Here is an 18406-nt window from a genome sequence, read left to right as displayed (position 1 = left end):
TGAATGATCAAGGGCCGCATACCCTTGATATTTTTTTGCCCCCTGAACATGAATTATCGCAGGCTTGATCGACGGCTAAAGTAGAGATCTGCTTTAAAAACAGCAAAAAAAGATTGACCCGTAAAATGTAAGGGGTTACAATTGAAAACAATTAGGAAAGACTTTCCCTACTTTTAAATTAATATTATAAATTTATTTAAGGTTTACTTTTATTATCGAATGATATACAGAGAAAGACTTTCCTTATTTTCGCAGAATGGGAGTGGTAATCATGGGAAATGTACAGGTTGGGCTATTAGGTGCGGGACGGATGGGAGCTTTTCATGGAGAAAGTATTGCGTTCCGTGTGAAAGGGGCAGATTTGTATGCGGTTGCAGATCCGGTTCTGGGTAATGCAGAAGCATTTGCAAAAAAGATCGGCTCAAATATTAAAGCGTTTACAGATCCGTTAGACATGCTGGAGCACCCGGATATTGATGCGGTCATTATTGCCTCGCCGGCAAGGACGCATGCCGCAAACATTATTGCAGCGGCAAAGAAGGGGAAAGGAATATTTTGTGAGAAACCGATGGCTGTCACGCTGGAAGAAGCGGATGAAGTCATCAGGGTAGTGAATGAAGAGTCAGTTCCGCTTCAGATCGGTTTTAACAGACGTTTCGCTAAAGGCTTTCGCAGTGCGTATGAGGAAATTCGCGCAGGAAAAATCGGCACGCCCCAGTTAATGCGTTCCATCACAAGAGACCCGGCACTCGGTGATCCGACACCAATTCCTCAATGGACGATCTTCTTAGAGACGCTGATTCATGACTTTGATACGTTACTCTACCTCAATCCAAATGCAAAGCCGATTGAAGTCTATGCCGTTGCTGATGCATTAGTCAGACCCGATTTTAAAGACAAAGGATTTTTGGATACTGCAGTTGTCACGATCAAATTTGATAACGGAGCAATCGCAACTGCGGAAGCGAACTTCCAAGCCGTTTATGGATATGATGTCCGCGGAGAAGTGTTTGGATCTGAAGGCATGCTGACCATCGGAGATATCCGCCATACAAACATGACAAGGTATAACAAAGACGGAGTCAGCTACAACACGATTCGCTACGACCAGGATTTATTATTTGATGCTTATGTTGATGAATTGCAATCCTTTGTTGATGCCGTTCGTAATAATAATCCAACCTCAGTAACAGGTGAAGATGCGCGTGCAGCACTTGCCATTGCCGCTGCTTGTATAGAATCTTGCATAACAAAGCAGCCTGTCACATTAAAAGACGGAGTGCCGCAAACGGTTTGAGGTTTTCATAGAAGAAGCGCCTTTTTAAAAAGAAATTCCTGTCGGCATTCGTTTATACTAGAGAGGATCTATTTTATAAAGGTGGCCTTCTTAATGAAAACAACCATTTATGATGTTGCGAAGGAAGCAAACGTTTCAATCTCTACGGTTTCAAAGGTTCTTAATCATACAGGCAATATAAGTGAAAAAACGAAAAAAAGAATTTGGAAAGTGATTGAGGAACTTCAATATCAGCCAAGTGTTGTGACTTCAACGAGAAAAATGATGAAGACCATCGGGCTGCTCATTCCTGACATCGCTAATCCATTTATGGCCGAGCTGGCCAGAGCAGTTGAGGACAGCGGCCGTAAAAAGGACTTTAGTGTCATCATATGCAGTACGGACAACAATTCGCTGAGAGAAGAAGAATATATCACCATGCTGAAGCAAAAACATGTAGACGGCATTATTGTGGCGACGGGTCTCAAGAACAGTCAGGCGATACGTGAACTGATTGAAAGCGACATGCCTGTTGTCATGCTATCGAGAGATATACCGCATCTGCCTGTAGACACTGTAGTGGCGGATGATTTTAAAGGGGGATATGAGGCAGCCGTCCATTTAGCCCAATTAGGGCATACAAATATAGCGGTCATAGCAGAAAAGATTAACAATACATCAATTAAAAATCGTGTCATCGGCTTTAAAGAAGGACTGCAGGTCTCAGGAATCCAAATCGCTGAATCAGCCGTTCTGGACTGTCCGTATGACTTGTCAGCCAGTAAAGACATCAGTTTAAAGCTGCTTCATCAGAAACATAGGCCGACGGCTGTCTTTGTGACGACTGAGTTGCTTGGTTTAGGGGTTTTGCAGGCTGCAAGGCAGCTTCACATTTCTATTCCTTCATCTCTTTCACTGGTTGGGTTTGATAACAGCATCTTGGCAAAGATCAGTGATCCTCAGTTAACGACAATCGCACAGCCGACTGAAGAAATGGGAGAAAAGGCAATTGAACTGCTGATAGACGGCATGGCTCATTCAAAGCAAAAGAAAGCGGTACAGCGGGTGATGCTGTCTCCTTCATTAATCATGCGGAATTCAACGGCCTCACTGTTATAACCCTTTTGGCATTGGGAGATCTTTCTCTAAAAATGGAGGAATCTCCCTTGCTTAAACATCAAATACAATAAGTTGGAGGTTTCTTGATGACATCCAAAAAGGCCTATATCAGTCTTATTTACTTTTTCGGGGCATTAGGAGGTTTGCTATTCGGATACGATACAGGTGTAATATCAGGCGCTCTGCTGTTTATAAGGGAAGACATGGAGCTGACTCCATTTTTAGAAGGATTAGTTGTCAGTGGAGTGCTGATTGGCGCTTTAGTTGGCGCAGCCTTTTGCGGAAGATTTTCCGATCGTTATGGCAGGAAAAAAACCATCATCTGGCTGGGTGTGCTTTTTACAATTGGAGCCATTGGAACAGGTTTGGCTCATAATATCGGAATATTATTACTATTCAGAATAGAACTGGGCATAGCGGTTGGAGGAGCTTCGGCAATTGTTCCTTTGTATTTGTCAGAAATGGCACCTGCCGCGATCAGAGGCAGAATCGCTTCCTTGAATACATTGATGAATTCTTTCGGGATTCTCATGGCTTATATTGTGAACTTTGTTTTCTCATCTTCTGGCAGGTGGGATCTGATGCTCCTATTAGCAGTGATTCCCTCCCTCATTCTCATGGCCGGCATGTTTTTTATGCCTGAAAGTCCGCGATGGATGTTGCAGAAAAGAAGTGAGGATGAAGCACGCCATATTTTGCTTCTGACGAGAGACCCGAAAACAATCGATGCTGAGATTCGCAGTATGAAAGAGATCAAGACGGAAGAGCGTGTTTCAATATCAATATTATTATCGCCGGCAATCAGGCCGATCCTATTTATCGGTATTGGAGTCGCCATCTTTCAGCAAGTGATAGGCACAAATACGATTATTTATTATACACCGACCATCTTAGAAAATGCGGGGTTCGGTGCTTCCAGTGCCATTGCAGGGACCATTGGCATCGGCATTATCAATGTCTTATTTACGATCCTCGGCTTGCTGCTGATTGATATGATAGGCCGAAGAAATCTTATGCTGATTGGCAATGTCGGAATGTCTGTGGCACTTGGTATTTTGGGTGTCAGTACGCTTTTCTTTCATGCCCCCGGGTGGCTGCTATTATCCTGCTTATGCTTGTTTATGGTAGCGTATTCAGCGAGCTGGGGAATGGTCGTTTGGGTTGTGCTGGCTGAAATTTTCCCGTTACACATCAGGGGGACGGCATTGGGAATCGCAAGTACCTGTCTGTGGCTGGCAAATATTGCGGTGTCGCTGTCCTTCCCGCTGCTTTTAGATCTGATTGGTACAGGTATATTATTTCTCATGTACGGTGCCATTGGCGCCCTTGCCTTTCTCTTTGTCTATAAATTTGTGCCGGAGACAAAAGGCAAATCATTGGAACAGATTGAAGGAGAAATCATGTCAAAGAATACAGCTTCATCTTTCTAAAAGGGGGATTTCAATATGGGAAGAGAATATGGGTTATGCTTATGGACTTTCGGCAGCATTCCCTTTGAACAAAAATGCCGGCTGGCTGCAGAAATCGGAGTAGACGGAGTTGAGGTCGAGGGGGATATTTCTCTGAATCCAAAAGACCTTGCCGAAACACTGGCTGCTCATCGTATAAAGGTTTTGTCGGTAACGCCAAGGAATGTGGATATTTCAAGCACGAATGAAGAGGTTCGGTCAAAGGCTGTACAATATTTCTTGGACTTACTGGACTGGGCTGTGGATTTAGGCGCTCCCCGTATCTGTCTTCACGGCGATGTCGGCAAAGTGAGAGGGAGCGGTGATGATGAGAGGGATTGGAGTTTATTGGTCAAAAGCTCTAAAAAGATTATGGCTAGAGCGGAGGAATTACAAATTCAGGTGGTATTCGAAGTATTGAACCGGTACGAAAATCATCAAGTGGTCACTGGCGAAGAAGCTTTACAATTCATACGTGATGTCGGCAGTTCCAATCTCGATGTTCTTCTCGATGCGTATCATATGAACATAGAAGAGGCTGATCCTGTGAAGGCCATTGAATTGACAGGGCAGAAACTCGGAGTCTATCACGTGGCTGATTCAAATCGCCAGGCCATCGGAAACGGCCATGCCAATCTCAAAGAGCAAATCGAAGCACTCCATTCTATCGGTTATAAAGGCCCGATTATTATGGAGATGGTGGCAGCCGGTCCTGATCCTTTTACTCCGGTAAAAGGAAATCACTATCTGGAAGTGGTGACGGGGTACTTTAAGTCATCTCTAGAGACATTAAGGTCATGGGAAGGTTTGAAAATATAAAGAAAAAAGGACAACAGTTGTTGTTCTTTTTTAATTGTCAATATTCTATGGAGCTCCTCGCCTGAAACGACTTAATGAACTTGGCTACGAGGGAGTCAAAATGGCCATATTGCAAAAGAATTAGGAATTCGGAAACAATCTCTGTCCTACCATTTCTCGTCAAAAAAGGATCTGCTGATGGAAGTGTACCCCGAGATTGTTGAAGAAGAAGTAGCGTTTATCAATGATTTTTTTGAATCACGAAAGCATATGCCAGCCAAGAATCTTATATATGATTTTTTAAAAGAAACACAGATGCGCTTTCATGCTATACTTAATGTAGCCTTTTTGCAGGCGATGTCGTTTAAGGCTCCTGCTGAAGTAAGTGATTTTATTTCAGCCCAGTACCTGATGTTTCTGCATGCTTTGAAAAGCCGGGTTGCACTTGTTTTTAAAGAATCGGGCATCACCTGTCCGCCCGAGAAGTGTGCGGTAGCTTTCATCACTCTTTTTGACGGGCTGAACATTCAGCTGGTTTACGAGAATAAACAATCATTTGAGCGGTCTTTAGAGATTTCCTTCGATATTTTTTGGCGAGGGCTAAAGGCGAAAGCTTGAAAAATACCAAGGGCGAACAGCCCTTGGTATCCCCTACACGCTATTGATCCAGCTCTTTCATACGTTTCGTAAGCTCATTGAATGCCTGGTCAAGCTCTTTGTACCCTTTATCATTTGGCGTCATAAAACTGAGCTTTCCCAGCACTTCTTGTCTTTCTGTCTCTAGCTTTAAACGAAGCTCTTCCCGGTCATTTCTTTCTGATGGAACGCCACTCAATTGCTTTTCGATGCCATTGTCTGAAAGAACGAGTTTACTGTTCGTTGTTTTCTCAAGAAAATAACGATCGTGTGATACCACAATCAGTGTGCCGCTGTATTGTGACAGTGTTTCTTCCAGCTGTTCGCGTGACGGCAGGTCGAGGTGATTGGTCGGTTCATCTACTATCAGCACGTCTTTTTCCTCTAAGATATATGCCATCAGCTTGCACTTTACACGCTCACCCATACTCATATGTTGAATTGGTTCTGTCCATTGAGAAGCTGTAAATCCCAATTGCGTCATGATATTCTGCACGTTTCCTCTCGCCTTGAACGTGTCTTGATAAAATAACTCCTCCGGTGTTTGTTCTAAAGGCAAATCAAATACTTCCTGTGTTAAATAACCGATTTTTGCAGATGGTGATATCCATACCTTTCCCTCTGCCGTTTCCTGTCCAAGAATGACTTTCAATAAGGTTGTTTTTCCGCTGCCGTTTGGGCCTGTAATGGCAACCTTTTCTCCGTACTGAATCGTAAAGCGGGCGTTTTGAAACAGTATCTTTTCGCCAAATGACTTCGTCAGGTTTTGAACCTCCAAAAACCGTTTTCCTGTTTTATGAGCTGTCTCAATTGAAAAACGAACAGTATATTCCGGATCGACAGGTTCAGCCTTTGTTTTTTCGAGTTCCTTTTCAAGACGCTTTTGTTTCGATTTGATTTGGGCATCTGTGCGCTTTGCTTTTACACGATGGTATTCTTTAAACCCTTCCTTTTTCGTCGATTGTGCGTGGGCTTTTTTCGACCATGAAGTGAGTTCTGTCATTTGTGCTTCAATCCGTTCAATCATTTTCTGCTGTTTTTCATATTCACGCTGCTGTGCCAGTCTTTTCTCTTTCCGGAACTTCATGTAACCAGAGTAATTCCCTTTGTATTCAGTCAGCCTGTGGCCCTCGATTGACCATATTTTCGTGGCAACTTCATCTAAGAAATACCGATCGTGCGAAACGAGAATGACAGTGCCGCTAACGTTTTTCAGCTGTTGAATGAGGAATTGCAAGCTTATGTCATCAAGATGGTTTGTCGGTTCATCTAACAGGAACAGGTCTGCATCCTCTGATAGTCCTCTTGCCAGCCGTGCTTTCAGTTTTTCTCCGCCGCTTAACTTGCTGAAATCACGGGATGGCACGCGCCATTTCTCCAGCAGTTTCACTTCGGCAGGTGTCTGATTCTCAAAGGAAAACGATTCAGTCTCCTGTTCAACCAGCACCGTTTTTAAGCCGTGCTGCATCCATTGGATTTGTCCCTGTGACGGAGTTAAGTCCTTGTTGATCAGGTGAAGCAGTGTCGATTTTCCAGCTCCATTTTTACCGATAATCCCAATGATATCGCCTTGTTGAACGCTTGCATGTATGTGATTAAAAATGGTAAGATCCTTCACTTCATAGCTGACGTTTGTAAGTTTTAATTGTTCTTTCATCTATATCCCTCGCTTTAAGGGAGAACAAAAAAATCCTCCCAAATGTTTTGGAAGGATTAGCCGCGCCGTTGCATGATCAAATAAGCTATTTATTCATAAATAGCAATGTCGTATATATAGAAAATGGGCAGACTAATCCTATTTTTTCTGATTTGAAATATTGATTTCAAACGGCAAAAATAAGATTAGTTAATCATTGTCCACCCATCATCCCTTCTTGTTTTAATTACACACACTATATCATAACTTCAAATTCAAAAGCAAAGGTCATTTGTCATTTATTTTCATCAAAAAAGCTCCTGCTCTCATTTCTGAGGGCAAGAGCTGTAAAAGGGTTATTGCTGCTTTAATTTTCTTACTTTATAAATCACAATCAGCAAAATAAACCAAACTGGTGTAACAAATAAAGAAACCCGAGTATCCTGTGCTAATGCCAGCACAACAAGGACAAACGCCAAGAACGCCAGAATTAAGTAATTCGTAAATGGATAAAGCGGCAGCTTAAATTTGTTTGCTTTCGCCAATTCAGGTCTTGTTTTACGGTATTTCATATGGCAGATAACAGTAATTCCCCAAATATAGATAAAGCATACGGTGGATATACTTGTGATCAAGGTGAATACGCCTTCCGGCATGATGTAGTTTAACGTAACACCGATTAAAATCACAATAGCTGAAAAGAACAATGCATTTCTCGGTACCTTGCGCGGTGTCAGTTTTGCCATTGATTCCGGCGCATTCTTATCTTTCGCCAGTGAATAGACCATGCGGCTTGTACTAAATACAGCACTGTTGCAGGCTGAGGCAGCTGACGTTAATACAACAAAGTTGATAATGCTTGCCGCACCGACGATGCCGACTGCAACAAAGACCTGTACGAATGGGCTTTCGCTAGGGTTGATGACCTCCCATGGATAGATGCTCATAATCACGAGAAGAGCACCGATATAGAAAAGCAGCACCCGGACAGGGATATTGTTGATTGCCTTAGGGATGACTTTTTCAGGGTTTTCTGTTTCACCGGCTGTCAGTCCGACCAGCTCAATGCCGACAAAAGCAAATACAACCATCTGGAACGATAGGATAAACCCGTGCATGCCATTTGGAAACATACCTCCGTGGCTCCAGAGATTTGTGAAACTGGAGACGCCTGAGCTTGTGGAAAAACCTTTAAAGATCATGACAAGGCCAATGACGATCAGCGCCAAAATCGCAATGACTTTAATTAAAGCAAACCAAAATTCTAATTCTCCAAAAAGCTTGACGGTTGCTAAGTTCATAATCAGTAAAATCATCAGAGCGATTAAGCCGGGCACCCATTGCGGCACACCCGGGAGCCAATATTGAGTGTAGAGCCCGACGGCTGTCAGATCAGCCATTGCAATCGAAATCCAGCAGAACCAATAAGTCCAGCCAGTGATAAAGGCTGCCATATCGCCTAAATAGTCTTGTACAAAATCAACAAAAGAGTGATAGTTCAAATTCGATAGCAGCAGTTCACCCAGAGATCTCATAATTAAAAAGCAAATGATCCCTGTGATCATGTAAGCAAATAGAATCGACGGTCCGGCAAAATGAATGGATTTTCCTGAGCCGAGAAATAAGCCCGTTCCAATGGCCCCGCCGATGGCGATGAGCTGGATGTGCCTGTTTTTTAGGCCTCTTTCCAATTTTTGCTGATTTATATTGTCTTTCGTCATGTCGTCTGTCACTTTGTGAGTTCCTCCATTAAAAATTGTTTATTGAGTCAGCAATATATTTTTAATGATTATTATAACATTAAAATTTCTATCTTTTTTACTATACAGGAAATATGGAAGGAAATTTTAAGGTTTATCGATTCATCACATGATACGAAAAAAGCGGCTCAATTGTGGGAGCCGCTTTTGTTTACGCCATTTTATGCTTTTTTCATATACAGATAAAGCCCATAATCAGTCGGAGCAGATGCGTACCCTATCTGACGCAGCATCGCTGTTATGTTGCCGCGGTGGTATGTCCCGTGATTAACAACGTGGGGAACCAGCTCAGAAACAGTCGTTTTCATGATTCCGCCTGAGGGATTTATAATCTGGAGAGGCTTATTGAGCTGCTCTTTTTGCTGTAAAAATAATGTATAGCGCTCGGATAATGTCAGAAACAAGTCTTCCATTTCCTCCATTTCTTTTGCCTCTGTCTGTTCTTTAAGTTGTTCAGCTAATGCCAAAGCATCAGTCATGCTTTGGCCGGAAAACACTTCAATCCAGCCGAGATCAGAAAGATAAACATGAGACAGCACATGGGATATCGACGGAAACACGCTTTGCATTTCTTGTCGGTACACATCTTGTGGAAGCTCTTTTAATCGGTTGAAGATTTGCTGATTGGCCCAGACGTTATATTCATACAATTTTAATGAAAAATCTGACATGTTAATTTTCCCCTTTCGCGTTTATAACGTCTATTATACACGAACAAGTGTTCTTGGTAAGGTGTTCATGAATAAAATATGTTGACAGACATAGTTTAGGGGAATAAACTAATTGACATTGATCATAAAGTTTATAGGGGTAAACTATAGTAAGGAGGGGCAGATGTTGAATGAACAAAAGCTATGTCAGGCGATAAACCTGTTTGTAGAAGTATTACTTGAAGGGACAGAGTTTGTGCATCATGAAATCAATCAGGATGTCTTCAAGAATATCTCAAGGGAGCAGGCAGACCTGTTAAAAATTTTAAAAGTCAAGGGCCCAACCTCTCCCGGCAGCCTAGCCATGTATCAAAATGTACATAAAAGCGCGATTTCGAACAGGCTGAAAAAGCTGCTCGATAAGGGATTGGTTGAATGGGATGACTGTCCGGCAAAAAGTGATAAGCGCTCTAAGCTTATTAACATCACAGCCAGCGGTGAAACCATACTGGAAGAATTAGATTCAGCCATTTTTAATGCTCTCAAAGAACTGATCGATGATATAGATGAGAAACACTTAAATTCTATCATAGAGATATTCACCATTCTAAAAAGCAAATTTAAAGGAGGAGATTCTGCAGAATGAGAGCAATCATCAGATTCAAGTGGGCCATTGCAGCAGTTATATTAGCACTTACCGTCGTATTGAGTTTGTTTTCTCCGAACTTAACGGAACTGGCCAATCAAAAGGGGCAGGCCCAGCTTCCTGCTGATGCTGTTTCAGAAAGAGCAAATGCCATTTTAAAACAAGCGGGCGAAGACAATAATTCGCTCAGTATCGTCTTTACATTAGACCACGCTCTGAAGAAAGAAACAGAGGATCAGCTCGAGACAATGATTGATAAAGTCAAAAAGATCGACGGTGTAGAAGAAGTAACGTCTCCTCTAACAGCAGAAAAAGAAGTTAAAGACCAATTGATTTCAAAAGACAAGAAAACCATTCTCATTCCTGTCACGATTACAGGTTCTGATAAAAAAGCGGAAAAAATTGCGGATGACATCTATAAAATCGTTCCTAATGATTTGACTGCATATATTACGGGAGCCTCTCTCATCAATCAGGATTTCGCTCACAGCTCAGAAGAAGGGCTTAAGAAAACGGAAGTGATCACAGTCTGCCTGATCATCGGTTTACTGCTGATCGTGTTCCGATCTGTTGTGACGCCTTTTATCCCGATTGTAGTTGTCGGTTTCTCTTATCTGATCAGTCAATCTATACTGGGCATCCTTGTATACAATGTAGATTTTCCGATCTCGACGTTTACGCAAACCTTCTTAGTTGCCATCCTGTTCGGTATCGGAACAGATTACTGCATTCTGCTTCTTACCCGATTCCGTGAAGAGTTAGCAAACGGGCATGACAAGAAAGAAGCGGCGCTTATCGCTTACCGTACGGGAGGAAAAACCTTATTTATCAGCGGATTTGCGGTATTGGTCGGATTTTCCGCCTTAGGATTTGCGAAGTTTGCGATTTTCCAATCCGCAGTAGGGGTCGCAGTCGGTGTAGGGATCTTAATGATCATCCTCTATACACTGCTGCCATTATTTATGGTAACGCTGGGTGAAAAATTATTCTGGCCTTCTAAGAAAGTGCTGTCGCACAGTGACAACAAATTATGGGCGTTTCTCGGCAGACATTCCGTTATGCGTCCGTTTCTGTTTATTGCCATTACGGTGTTTATCACGCTTCCGTTTATTTTGACCTATGATGACCAGATTTCCTTCGATTCGACTGCGGAAATCAGCAGTGATTATAAATCAGTAAAAGCTCTCGAGGCCATCAAGGGTGGATTTGGTGAAGGGAAAGCGTTCCCGATCAATGTTGTCATAAAAGGAGACAAAGATCTCACAACAGCTGATACAATCCCTTATCTCGGAAATATCAGCAAAGCGATTGAGAAAGTCGAGCATGTTGACTCTGTCTTGACCATCACGCAGCCGACTGGTGAAAAAATCAAAGATTTATATATTGATAAACAGCTAGGCTCAGTTTCAGACGGACTGGATAAGACGGTAAAAGGAATTGCCGATGTCCAAAGTGGTTTAACTGATATCGAAAACGGGTTGAATCAAATGGCGGGTCAAACTGGCTCAAACCCAAATAGCAGCTCCGGCGGTTCACTGGGCGATGCGGCAGACGGATTGGGCAAAATCAATCAGCAGCTGCAGCTCGTAAGTAAACAGATTTCCCAAACCGGCACTACTGCACAGACCGTGCAGCAGCTTACGGCAATCAGCGGACAGCTTGGACAGATGCAAACCGGACTTGAACAAGCGAACCAGCAGATCTCAGGCCAGCAGGCGCAAGCTGGAACACTGATAGAAAGCCTGAAGAAGCTTGCAGGGGGCGTGAAGAGTGCAAATGATGGCCTGACGAAAATCTCTGACGGCATGACAGCTTCCAGTGACATGTTAGAGGACATGAGCAAAAGCTCAACCGTAAGGGATACAGGGATATTCATTCCTGATCAAGTCATGAAGGATAAAGACTTTAAGAAGTCAATCGACCAATATTCCTTTGAAGACGGCAAAGGCGTGAAATTAAGCGTCGTCTTGGACTCTAATCCTTATTCAGAACAAGCTATTACAACAATAAACCAAATCAAAAAAGCTGTAGCAAACGAAGTGGACGGCACTCCGCTCGAGGATGCACAGATCGTATATGGCGGGGTCACGAGTGTAAATGCTGACTTAAAAGAGCTTTCCACAACGGACTTCTCCAGAACAATGGTGATCATGATTATTGGTCTGTTTATTGTGTTAACGATTTTGTTCCGCTCTATGATCATGCCGATATATATGATCGCGTCACTGCTGCTGACGTATTATACGTCGATATCCATAACAGAATTAATTTTTGTAAACGGCTTAGGTAACGCCGGCGTCAGCTGGGCAGTACCATTCTTCAGTTTTGTCATATTGATCGCGTTAGGCGTAGATTATTCAATCTTCTTGCTGGACCGATTTAAGGAAGAGGTGCATCTTGGCATTCATCAAGGTGTCATCAGGTCAATGAGCAAAATGGGCTCTGTCATCATCACCGCGGCTATTATTTTGGCCGGTACATTCGCGGCGATGATGCCATCAGGCGTCAATACGCTGATGCAGGTGGCAAGTGTCATCATTATTGGGCTGCTGCTTTACGGCCTTGTCATTCTTCCGCTCTTGATGCCGGCAATCATTGTGACATTTGGAGAAGGAAACTGGTGGCCGTTTGGCAGAAAGAAAAATATAGAATAGAAAAAAAGAGTGATGACAATTCATTTGTTCATCACTCTTTTTTGTTGATGTTTTTCGCCTGTCAGCAAGCGATGAAATACATGGAGGAGAAGGGGGGGATCCTCAACTTTTCTACATCTGTTGTCAGGCAAATGTCTCCTGCGTACAGCGTATATGCGGGAACAAAAGGCGCGGTTGAGCAATTCACCCGTCAGCTAGCAAAAGAATTAGCCGTGAAACAAATCACCATTAATGCGGCTTCACAAGGGCCAGAGAACACCAACTGTTTCATACAGGCAGAACCGAGCAGCAGCTAGAAGGACTGAAAAAGTCGACTGCATTGGCGAACCGGAGGCTATCTCAAATGTGATTGACTTTTTGGTGAGCGAAGAATCCCAGGATCACAGGCCAGACGATCCGTGTGAACGGCGGATTTATCTAAAATGAAAAAGCTCCCAAGAGTCATTCTTGGGAGCTTTGTTTTATTTCCATTCTGCAATGGTATCAATCGGCAGACGGTAGGATGCGTATCCTTCGTCCGCAGCTTTTCCGATAGAAAGAAGCATAACAGGCACATAACGCTCTTTGTCTAATCCGAAGGCTTCCGCGATGTTTTCTTTATCGTAGCCGCCGATCGGGTTTGTGTCATAGCCGTGCGCGCGTGCAGTCAGCATAAGCTGCATAGAAACAAGGCCGCCGTCAATCAGGATCGTTTCACGGTTTACCTGTGCAGGAAGCTTTTCAAAATGAGCAGTCAGGGCAGCGATTTGTCTGTCTTTTACCTCCTGCGGCATGTAACCAAGCTCCACGGCTTTTGAATAAATGTCTTCTAAGTAGTCTGCATTGTTCATGTCTGCAAAAACAGCGATGACGGCAGATGAAGTTGTGACCTGTGTTTGGTTAAAGCTTGCTAGCGGCGCGAGCTTCTCTTTTCCTTCCGGGCTGTCGATGACGAGAAAACGCCATGGCTGCGCGTTGACAGAGGATGGTGCAGTTGTAGCTTCCTCTAGGATTTCTGTCATCTCTTCTTTGCTGATTTTCACTGTCGGATCATAATTGCGAATGGAACGGCGTCCTTTCATAATCTCCATAAAATCGTTTGTTTTAATCATGTTGATACACTCCTTTTAAGCTTCGATATTATCTATGTTGTTTCGCATGCGCCCAAGCACATCAATAAGCACGCGGCGCTCTTCAGCACTTACATTTGCGAGCATTTCTTTCATGAAACGCTCCTTTTCTTTCTTAGAAGACTCGATTCGTTTTCTTCCTTGATCTGTTAACCGCACAAGGGTAATCCGGTTGTCTTCGGGCTTGCGCCGTCTTGATACCATGCCTTTGGCTTCAAGCTGTTTTAGGTGTCTTGTGACGGCCGCGCTATCGATATTGACTTTCTTTTGAAGGTCGCTTTGACTGATCTCATCCGCATGATAAAGCAATGTCAGCAATTCCAAACGAGATTGGCTGATGCCCGTGCATGCCTCGAACTTCACGCCAATCACTTTGTTCACGCCTTGCAGCTGATATAAAATCTCGGCTTCCTCAGAACAAAATGATGCCAAAACCCATCCCTTCTTTCTTGTCAAAAAAAATAATTGATATATCAATGATTGACACGTCAATTAATATACAACGATTGATTTCAATTTGCAAGCCATTTGCACATTTGAAAAACCTCCCAACATATAAGTTAGGAGGTTCTTGTTATCCTTGCGGCTCAGGATAAAACATCAGCAGAAAAAAGCTGGCCGTTTCCTGTGATGAATTGATGTAGCTGTGCGGTGTGGATCCCGTAAACTGCAAGGCGTCTCCGGAAACAAGCGTATGCTTCTGGTCCTGCAGATTGACGGTTAACTCGCCCTCTTTAATTAAAATGTATTCTTCTCCTAAATGTGTTTTTGCTTCATGTATGCACCCCGGTTTCAGATCGACAACATAAATTTCAAACTTTGTTTCAGGATTGTAGGGAAAAAAGGGGTAAACGATGTAGTTTTCTTCATTATCTGTAACAGGTTCAATATCTTTAAGATTAATTTTTCTTACTTTTGGCTTGTCTTCTTTCAGAAAAACAGAAAAAGATACTTGCAGCCCATTTGCGATCTTCCAAAGAGTGGTGACAGTCGGGGTCGATTTTTCTTTCTCAATTTGTCCGAGCATCGCTTTGCTGACGCCTGTTAACTCAGAAACTTGATCAAGAGTCAGGTTTCTGCTTTTTCTGAGTTTGGCAAGATTCTTTGCGATAATGGCTTGGATATCATCCATACATGTATCTCCTTACGTCATATTCGCTTTATTATAGCATATTAAAATCAGCTCTTACATACTGTTGTAAGCTATAACGCATATGTGTATAATATGTTAGACTAGGAGGGGAACAGAATGATATCAGAGAAGGAACTAACCCATGCCCAACCATGCGAGCCATCGTTCATACAAGGGTTTAAAGATTGTGTCCCGACGCTAATTGGCTATATCAGTATAGGTTTGGCTGCCGGTATCGTGGGGATTGCCTCGCATTTAAGTGTCCTTGAAATTACACTGTTGTCAGGTTTGGTTTTTGCCGGCGGCGCCCAGTTCATTATTTGTGCTTTGTTAGCAGCAAACAGTCCAATGTCCGCTATTATTCTAACAACGTTTATTGTGAATTTACGAAATTTTCTATTAAGTGCTGCGCTTGCTCCTCATTTTTCTAAGTATTCTCTATTGAAAAATGTGGGGATCGGCATGATGGTGACAGATGAGTCATTTGGTGTTGCTTCAAATAAGATTGTAAAAAAAGAACCGATTAGTGATCGATGGATGTTCGGTTTAAATCTCACTGCATATGCGTGCTGGGTGCTTTCTTGTGTGGCAGGGGCAGTCTTTGGTAAATGGATTACCGATCCGGAAATGTTCGGACTCGACTTTGCGGTGACGGCTATGTTTTTAGCACTGCTGATTTTGCAGATGGAACATGTTGTGCCTGCAAAGGTTAAACACTATGTATCTCTCATCATTTATATGGTGATTGCGATGATCATTTTCTCTTTCTTTATGCCGTCTCATCTCGCTGTGATCATGTCAACGATCATCGTAGCGACAATCGGGGTGGTGACAGATAAATGAACATAAATGCATACATCCTGATGGTGATTATCGGCTGTGCGCTGGTCACAATGATTCCCCGCGTGATTCCATTTTTAGTTGTCCGGAATATTTCCTTGCCGGAGCCTGTTCTGAAATGGCTCTCTTATGTACCGGTTTGTATATTGACGGCACTTGTTGTGAAGGATTGCATGATTCAATCCAATGATTCTCTTACATTGAATTGGCAGGTAACAGTTGTATTGGTTCCTACTCTATTGATTGCATTGAAAACAAAAAGTTTATCTATGACAGTTATCAGCGGTGTTGTTCTTATGGCCGGCTTGCGCTTATGGTTATAAAACAGCTGTTAACATCAAAACTTACGATATCAGGGGGAAGCAGACCCTGGTATTTTTTGTGTCTCTGATTCAATCTTTAAGCGGCTTTCACTGGCTGAAAGTTATGGTACAATATACAAATGTTTTACGGCTTCAATCAATTGTTGGAGTGACATCTATTGAAAATAAATACTAGATTGAAGGGAAGGTTTTGATAGAATGCTGCAAAATCCAACTGGAAAAGAGCGTTTGGCATTGGCGTTTCTGCTCGGCATGCTTGCTATATTGGGCCCGCTTAATATAGATATGTATTTGCCTAGTTTTCCTGACATTGCCGATGATTTATCAGCCAGTGCCTCGCTAGTACAGTTAAGTTTAACAGCCTGCCTGATCGGGCTTACCATAGGCCAAGTGATTGTCGGGCCGGTCAGTGATGCGCAGGGAAGACGGAAACCGCTATTAATCTGTATTTTCTTATTTGCGTTATCTTCTCTGTTCTGTGCGCTTTCACCAAACATTACAACACTGGTGGCAGCCCGTTTTTTACAGGGGATTACGGCCTCTGCAGGACTTGTGCTGTCACGGGCAATCGTGCGGGATGTGTTTACAGGGAGAGAGCTTTCTAAATTTTTCTCACTGTTAATGGTGATTACTGCAGTCGCGCCAATGATTGCGCCAATGACAGGCGGTGCTCTTTTATTGCTGCCGTTTGCAACGTGGCATACGATTTTTCACTTTTTAACGATTATTGGATTTGTACTTGTACTGATTATCGCGCTAAAGTTAAAAGAAACATTGCCGCCGGAAAAGCGGATTCCAAGCTCAATCGGAACATCTGTCAGAACGATGGGGAGCCTGCTGAAGGATCGTTCTTTTATGGGCTACGCGTTAACTGTCGGATTTATTCACGGAGGAAGCTTTGCTTATGTATCCGGTACGCCTTTTGTGTACCAGGATATTTACGGGGTGTCGCCGCAGGTGTTTAGTATTTTATTCGGCATAAACGGCTTGGCGATTATTACGGGAAGTTTTATGATCGGGCGCTTTGGCGGAATCATTCATGAAAAAAGCCTGCTCCGCATTGCGGTCATTACAGCTATGATTGCGACTGCTGTGCTTTTAACGATGACGATGATTCACGGCCCTCTCGCTGCATTGGTCATCTCTATTTTTGTCTACATGATTACGATCGGCATGGTTCTGACGAGCACGTTTACGCTGGCCATGGAAAAACAGGGGCACCGCGCCGGAAGTGCAAGTGCGCTGCTGGGAATGCTCCCGCTGCTCCTTGGCTCCATCGTTTCGCCGCTGGTGGGCATTAATGAGACGACAGCTGTTCCGATGGGAGCGATCATGTTTGTCACAGCAGTTATCGGTTCGCTCGCCTTTTTTAGATTAACAAAGGAGAGCATGAAGCAAAATTAATCAAAAAAACCTGACGGCATGTCAGGTTTTTTTGATCTCATTAAAATAGCAAAAGCAGGCCGGCGATGGCCGGAGTCAAAAAGATGGCTGATTTCAAGACGGCCTTTGGCATGAGATTGGTGAATTTCGCGCCGACATACGCACCGCACATGGTTCCGATCAAGACTTTGACCAGCAATACATAATCAACAAATCCTTCCGTGATATACCCTATGCCTCCTCCTACAGCAAGAGGGATAATGACAAGCATCGTCGTTCCGACAGAATGACGGATGGAAAGGTTCAGCATAATCATTAAACCGATCTGGATAAAAGGAGCAGAACCGATGCCGAATGTGCCGGAAAGTATGCCTGATACGATTCCTAAAATCACGGCTTTTGTGTACATTGATACCTTGCTATGATTCACTTGAGTTTTTTCTTTTAAAATAAATAACCTGATTAGAATGAGAATCGCTGATAAAAATAACATTCCCGCTGTCAAATAATGAAGCAAATCGGCCGGAATAAAAGATGTCAGCTTTGCCCCGAAAAATGACCCGACGGCAGCAAAGCATCCGACCGTTAAACCGATTTTTAATTGGATGTTGCCTTCCCGATAATGGCTGTACGCTCCCGATAAGCTGGTGAAAGCCATACCGGCGAGGGAAGTGCCTAGAGCCGTATGAATCGGAATATGAAAAACAAGGGTTAAAAGAGCAATAACAAAGCCGGCTCCCCCAGCACCAATAAAGCCTAAAATGATTCCGAGAAGAAACATAACAAGAATAATGAGCATATTTTTTCCTCCATTGTATACTGAGCTGTAAATATAATGATCTAGTGATTGTAGCTGAGGCGAACTGTTCGGTAGCCCATGAGAGAATCAACTCATTAGTTGACAGTAGTCCGTCGACCGTCGTTCATCAAAAATATCGTACCGCAAATTTTGGGATTTGACAAGGCAGTTTGTTGCTTCCCTTTATTATCTGTTAT

16 protein-coding genes and 2 pseudogenes are annotated in these 18406 nt (G+C 43.1%); 11 read left to right on the top strand and 7 right to left on the bottom strand.

All coding sequences use genetic code 11. From position 1 onward, the window contains the following. The first annotated feature begins 271 nt into the window (after positions 1-271). The 5 genes and pseudogenes from V6D42_RS16540 to V6D42_RS16520 all read left to right on the top strand — a co-directional run bounded on the left by V6D42_RS16540 (position 272) and on the right by V6D42_RS16520 (position 5259). Positions 272-1297, top strand: a complete 1026-nt coding sequence (locus V6D42_RS16540; protein WP_333513965.1) for a Gfo/Idh/MocA family oxidoreductase — start codon at positions 272-274, stop codon at positions 1295-1297. A gap of 93 nt (positions 1298-1390) precedes the next feature. Then, positions 1391-2395 carry a LacI family DNA-binding transcriptional regulator gene (locus V6D42_RS16535; RefSeq protein ID WP_333513964.1) on the top strand — a complete coding sequence of 335 codons (1005 nt, stop codon included), beginning with the start codon at positions 1391-1393 and terminating at the stop codon, positions 2393-2395. Positions 2396-2481: 86 nt separating this feature from the next. Continuing rightward, a complete protein-coding gene (locus V6D42_RS16530) occupies positions 2482-3825 on the top strand; it encodes a sugar porter family MFS transporter (RefSeq protein WP_333513963.1) in 1344 nt (447 codons plus the stop codon). Positions 3826-3840: 15 nt separating this feature from the next. After that, complete coding sequence (locus tag V6D42_RS16525; protein ID WP_333513962.1) at positions 3841-4662, top strand: sugar phosphate isomerase/epimerase family protein; 822 nt, start codon at positions 3841-3843, stop codon at positions 4660-4662. 34 nt (positions 4663-4696) lie between these two features. Next, positions 4697-5259: pseudogene (locus V6D42_RS16520) on the top strand (TetR/AcrR family transcriptional regulator). A gap of 40 nt (positions 5260-5299) precedes the next feature. On the opposite strand, the gene abc-f reads toward V6D42_RS16520, so the two are convergent. The 3 genes from abc-f to dinB form a co-directional block, all read right to left on the bottom strand. Further along, positions 5300-6934 (bottom strand): ribosomal protection-like ABC-F family protein, encoded by a 1635-nt coding sequence (abc-f, locus tag V6D42_RS16515; protein ID WP_333513961.1) that lies wholly within the window; start codon positions 6932-6934, stop codon positions 5300-5302. A 335-nt stretch (positions 6935-7269) separates the two neighbouring features. Beyond that, positions 7270-8646: an amino acid permease gene (locus tag V6D42_RS16510; protein ID WP_333513960.1), complete on the bottom strand. Its 1377-nt coding sequence runs from the start codon at positions 8644-8646 to the stop codon at positions 7270-7272. A 188-nt stretch (positions 8647-8834) separates the two neighbouring features. Continuing rightward, a complete protein-coding gene (dinB, locus tag V6D42_RS16505; protein ID WP_333513959.1) occupies positions 8835-9344 on the bottom strand; it encodes a damage-inducible protein DinB in 510 nt (169 codons plus the stop codon). A gap of 166 nt (positions 9345-9510) precedes the next feature. On the opposite strand from dinB, the gene V6D42_RS16500 reads away from it, so the two are divergent. The 3 genes and pseudogenes from V6D42_RS16500 to V6D42_RS16490 form a co-directional block, all read left to right on the top strand. After that, positions 9511-9969 carry a MarR family transcriptional regulator gene (locus tag V6D42_RS16500; protein ID WP_326193077.1) on the top strand — a complete coding sequence of 153 codons (459 nt, stop codon included), beginning with the start codon at positions 9511-9513 and terminating at the stop codon, positions 9967-9969. Beyond that, positions 9966-12623, top strand: coding sequence for an MMPL family transporter (locus V6D42_RS16495; RefSeq protein WP_333513958.1), 2658 nt, complete (start codon positions 9966-9968; stop codon positions 12621-12623). Before V6D42_RS16500 ends, V6D42_RS16495 begins: the two co-directional genes overlap by 4 nt. Positions 12624-12673: 50 nt before the next feature. Continuing rightward, positions 12674-13044: pseudogene (locus V6D42_RS16490) on the top strand (SDR family oxidoreductase); the annotation flags it as partial. A gap of 40 nt (positions 13045-13084) precedes the next feature. Here the strand turns inward: V6D42_RS16490 and V6D42_RS16485 are convergent. From V6D42_RS16485 to V6D42_RS16475, 3 genes are all read right to left on the bottom strand, one after another. Then, entirely contained in the window at positions 13085-13714 is a 630-nt protein-coding gene (locus tag V6D42_RS16485; RefSeq protein WP_229150107.1) for a nitroreductase family protein, read from the bottom strand. Positions 13715-13729: 15 nt separating this feature from the next. After that, positions 13730-14224, bottom strand: coding sequence for a MarR family transcriptional regulator (locus V6D42_RS16480; RefSeq protein WP_268444469.1), 495 nt, complete (start codon positions 14222-14224; stop codon positions 13730-13732). A gap of 82 nt (positions 14225-14306) precedes the next feature. After that, a complete protein-coding gene (locus V6D42_RS16475; RefSeq protein ID WP_010333178.1) occupies positions 14307-14864 on the bottom strand; it encodes a helix-turn-helix domain-containing protein in 558 nt (185 codons plus the stop codon). Positions 14865-14981: 117 nt separating this feature from the next. On the opposite strand from V6D42_RS16475, the gene V6D42_RS16470 reads away from it, so the two are divergent. From V6D42_RS16470 to V6D42_RS16460, 3 genes are all read left to right on the top strand, one after another. After that, positions 14982-15707 carry an AzlC family ABC transporter permease gene (locus V6D42_RS16470; protein ID WP_333513957.1) on the top strand — a complete coding sequence of 242 codons (726 nt, stop codon included), beginning with the start codon at positions 14982-14984 and terminating at the stop codon, positions 15705-15707. Next, positions 15704-16027, top strand: coding sequence for an AzlD domain-containing protein (locus V6D42_RS16465; protein WP_333513956.1), 324 nt, complete (start codon positions 15704-15706; stop codon positions 16025-16027). The genes V6D42_RS16470 and V6D42_RS16465 overlap by 4 nt, the downstream gene beginning before the upstream one ends. Positions 16028-16225: 198 nt before the next feature. Further along, positions 16226-17431, top strand: a complete 1206-nt coding sequence (locus V6D42_RS16460) for a Bcr/CflA family efflux MFS transporter (RefSeq protein ID WP_333513955.1) — start codon at positions 16226-16228, stop codon at positions 17429-17431. A gap of 40 nt (positions 17432-17471) precedes the next feature. Here the strand turns inward: V6D42_RS16460 and V6D42_RS16455 are convergent, their stop codons facing one another. Then, positions 17472-18209 carry a sulfite exporter TauE/SafE family protein gene (locus V6D42_RS16455; protein ID WP_333513954.1) on the bottom strand — a complete coding sequence of 246 codons (738 nt, stop codon included), beginning with the start codon at positions 18207-18209 and terminating at the stop codon, positions 17472-17474. Between the last annotated feature and the right edge of the window lie 197 nt (positions 18210-18406).

The organism is Bacillus sp. 0909A (assembly GCF_036765115.1).
Lineage (GTDB): Bacteria > Bacillota > Bacilli > Bacillales > Bacillaceae > Bacillus > Bacillus mojavensis.
The sequence above is the reverse complement of the archived record's forward strand: the minus strand, read 5'-3'. Positions and strand labels throughout refer to the sequence as shown.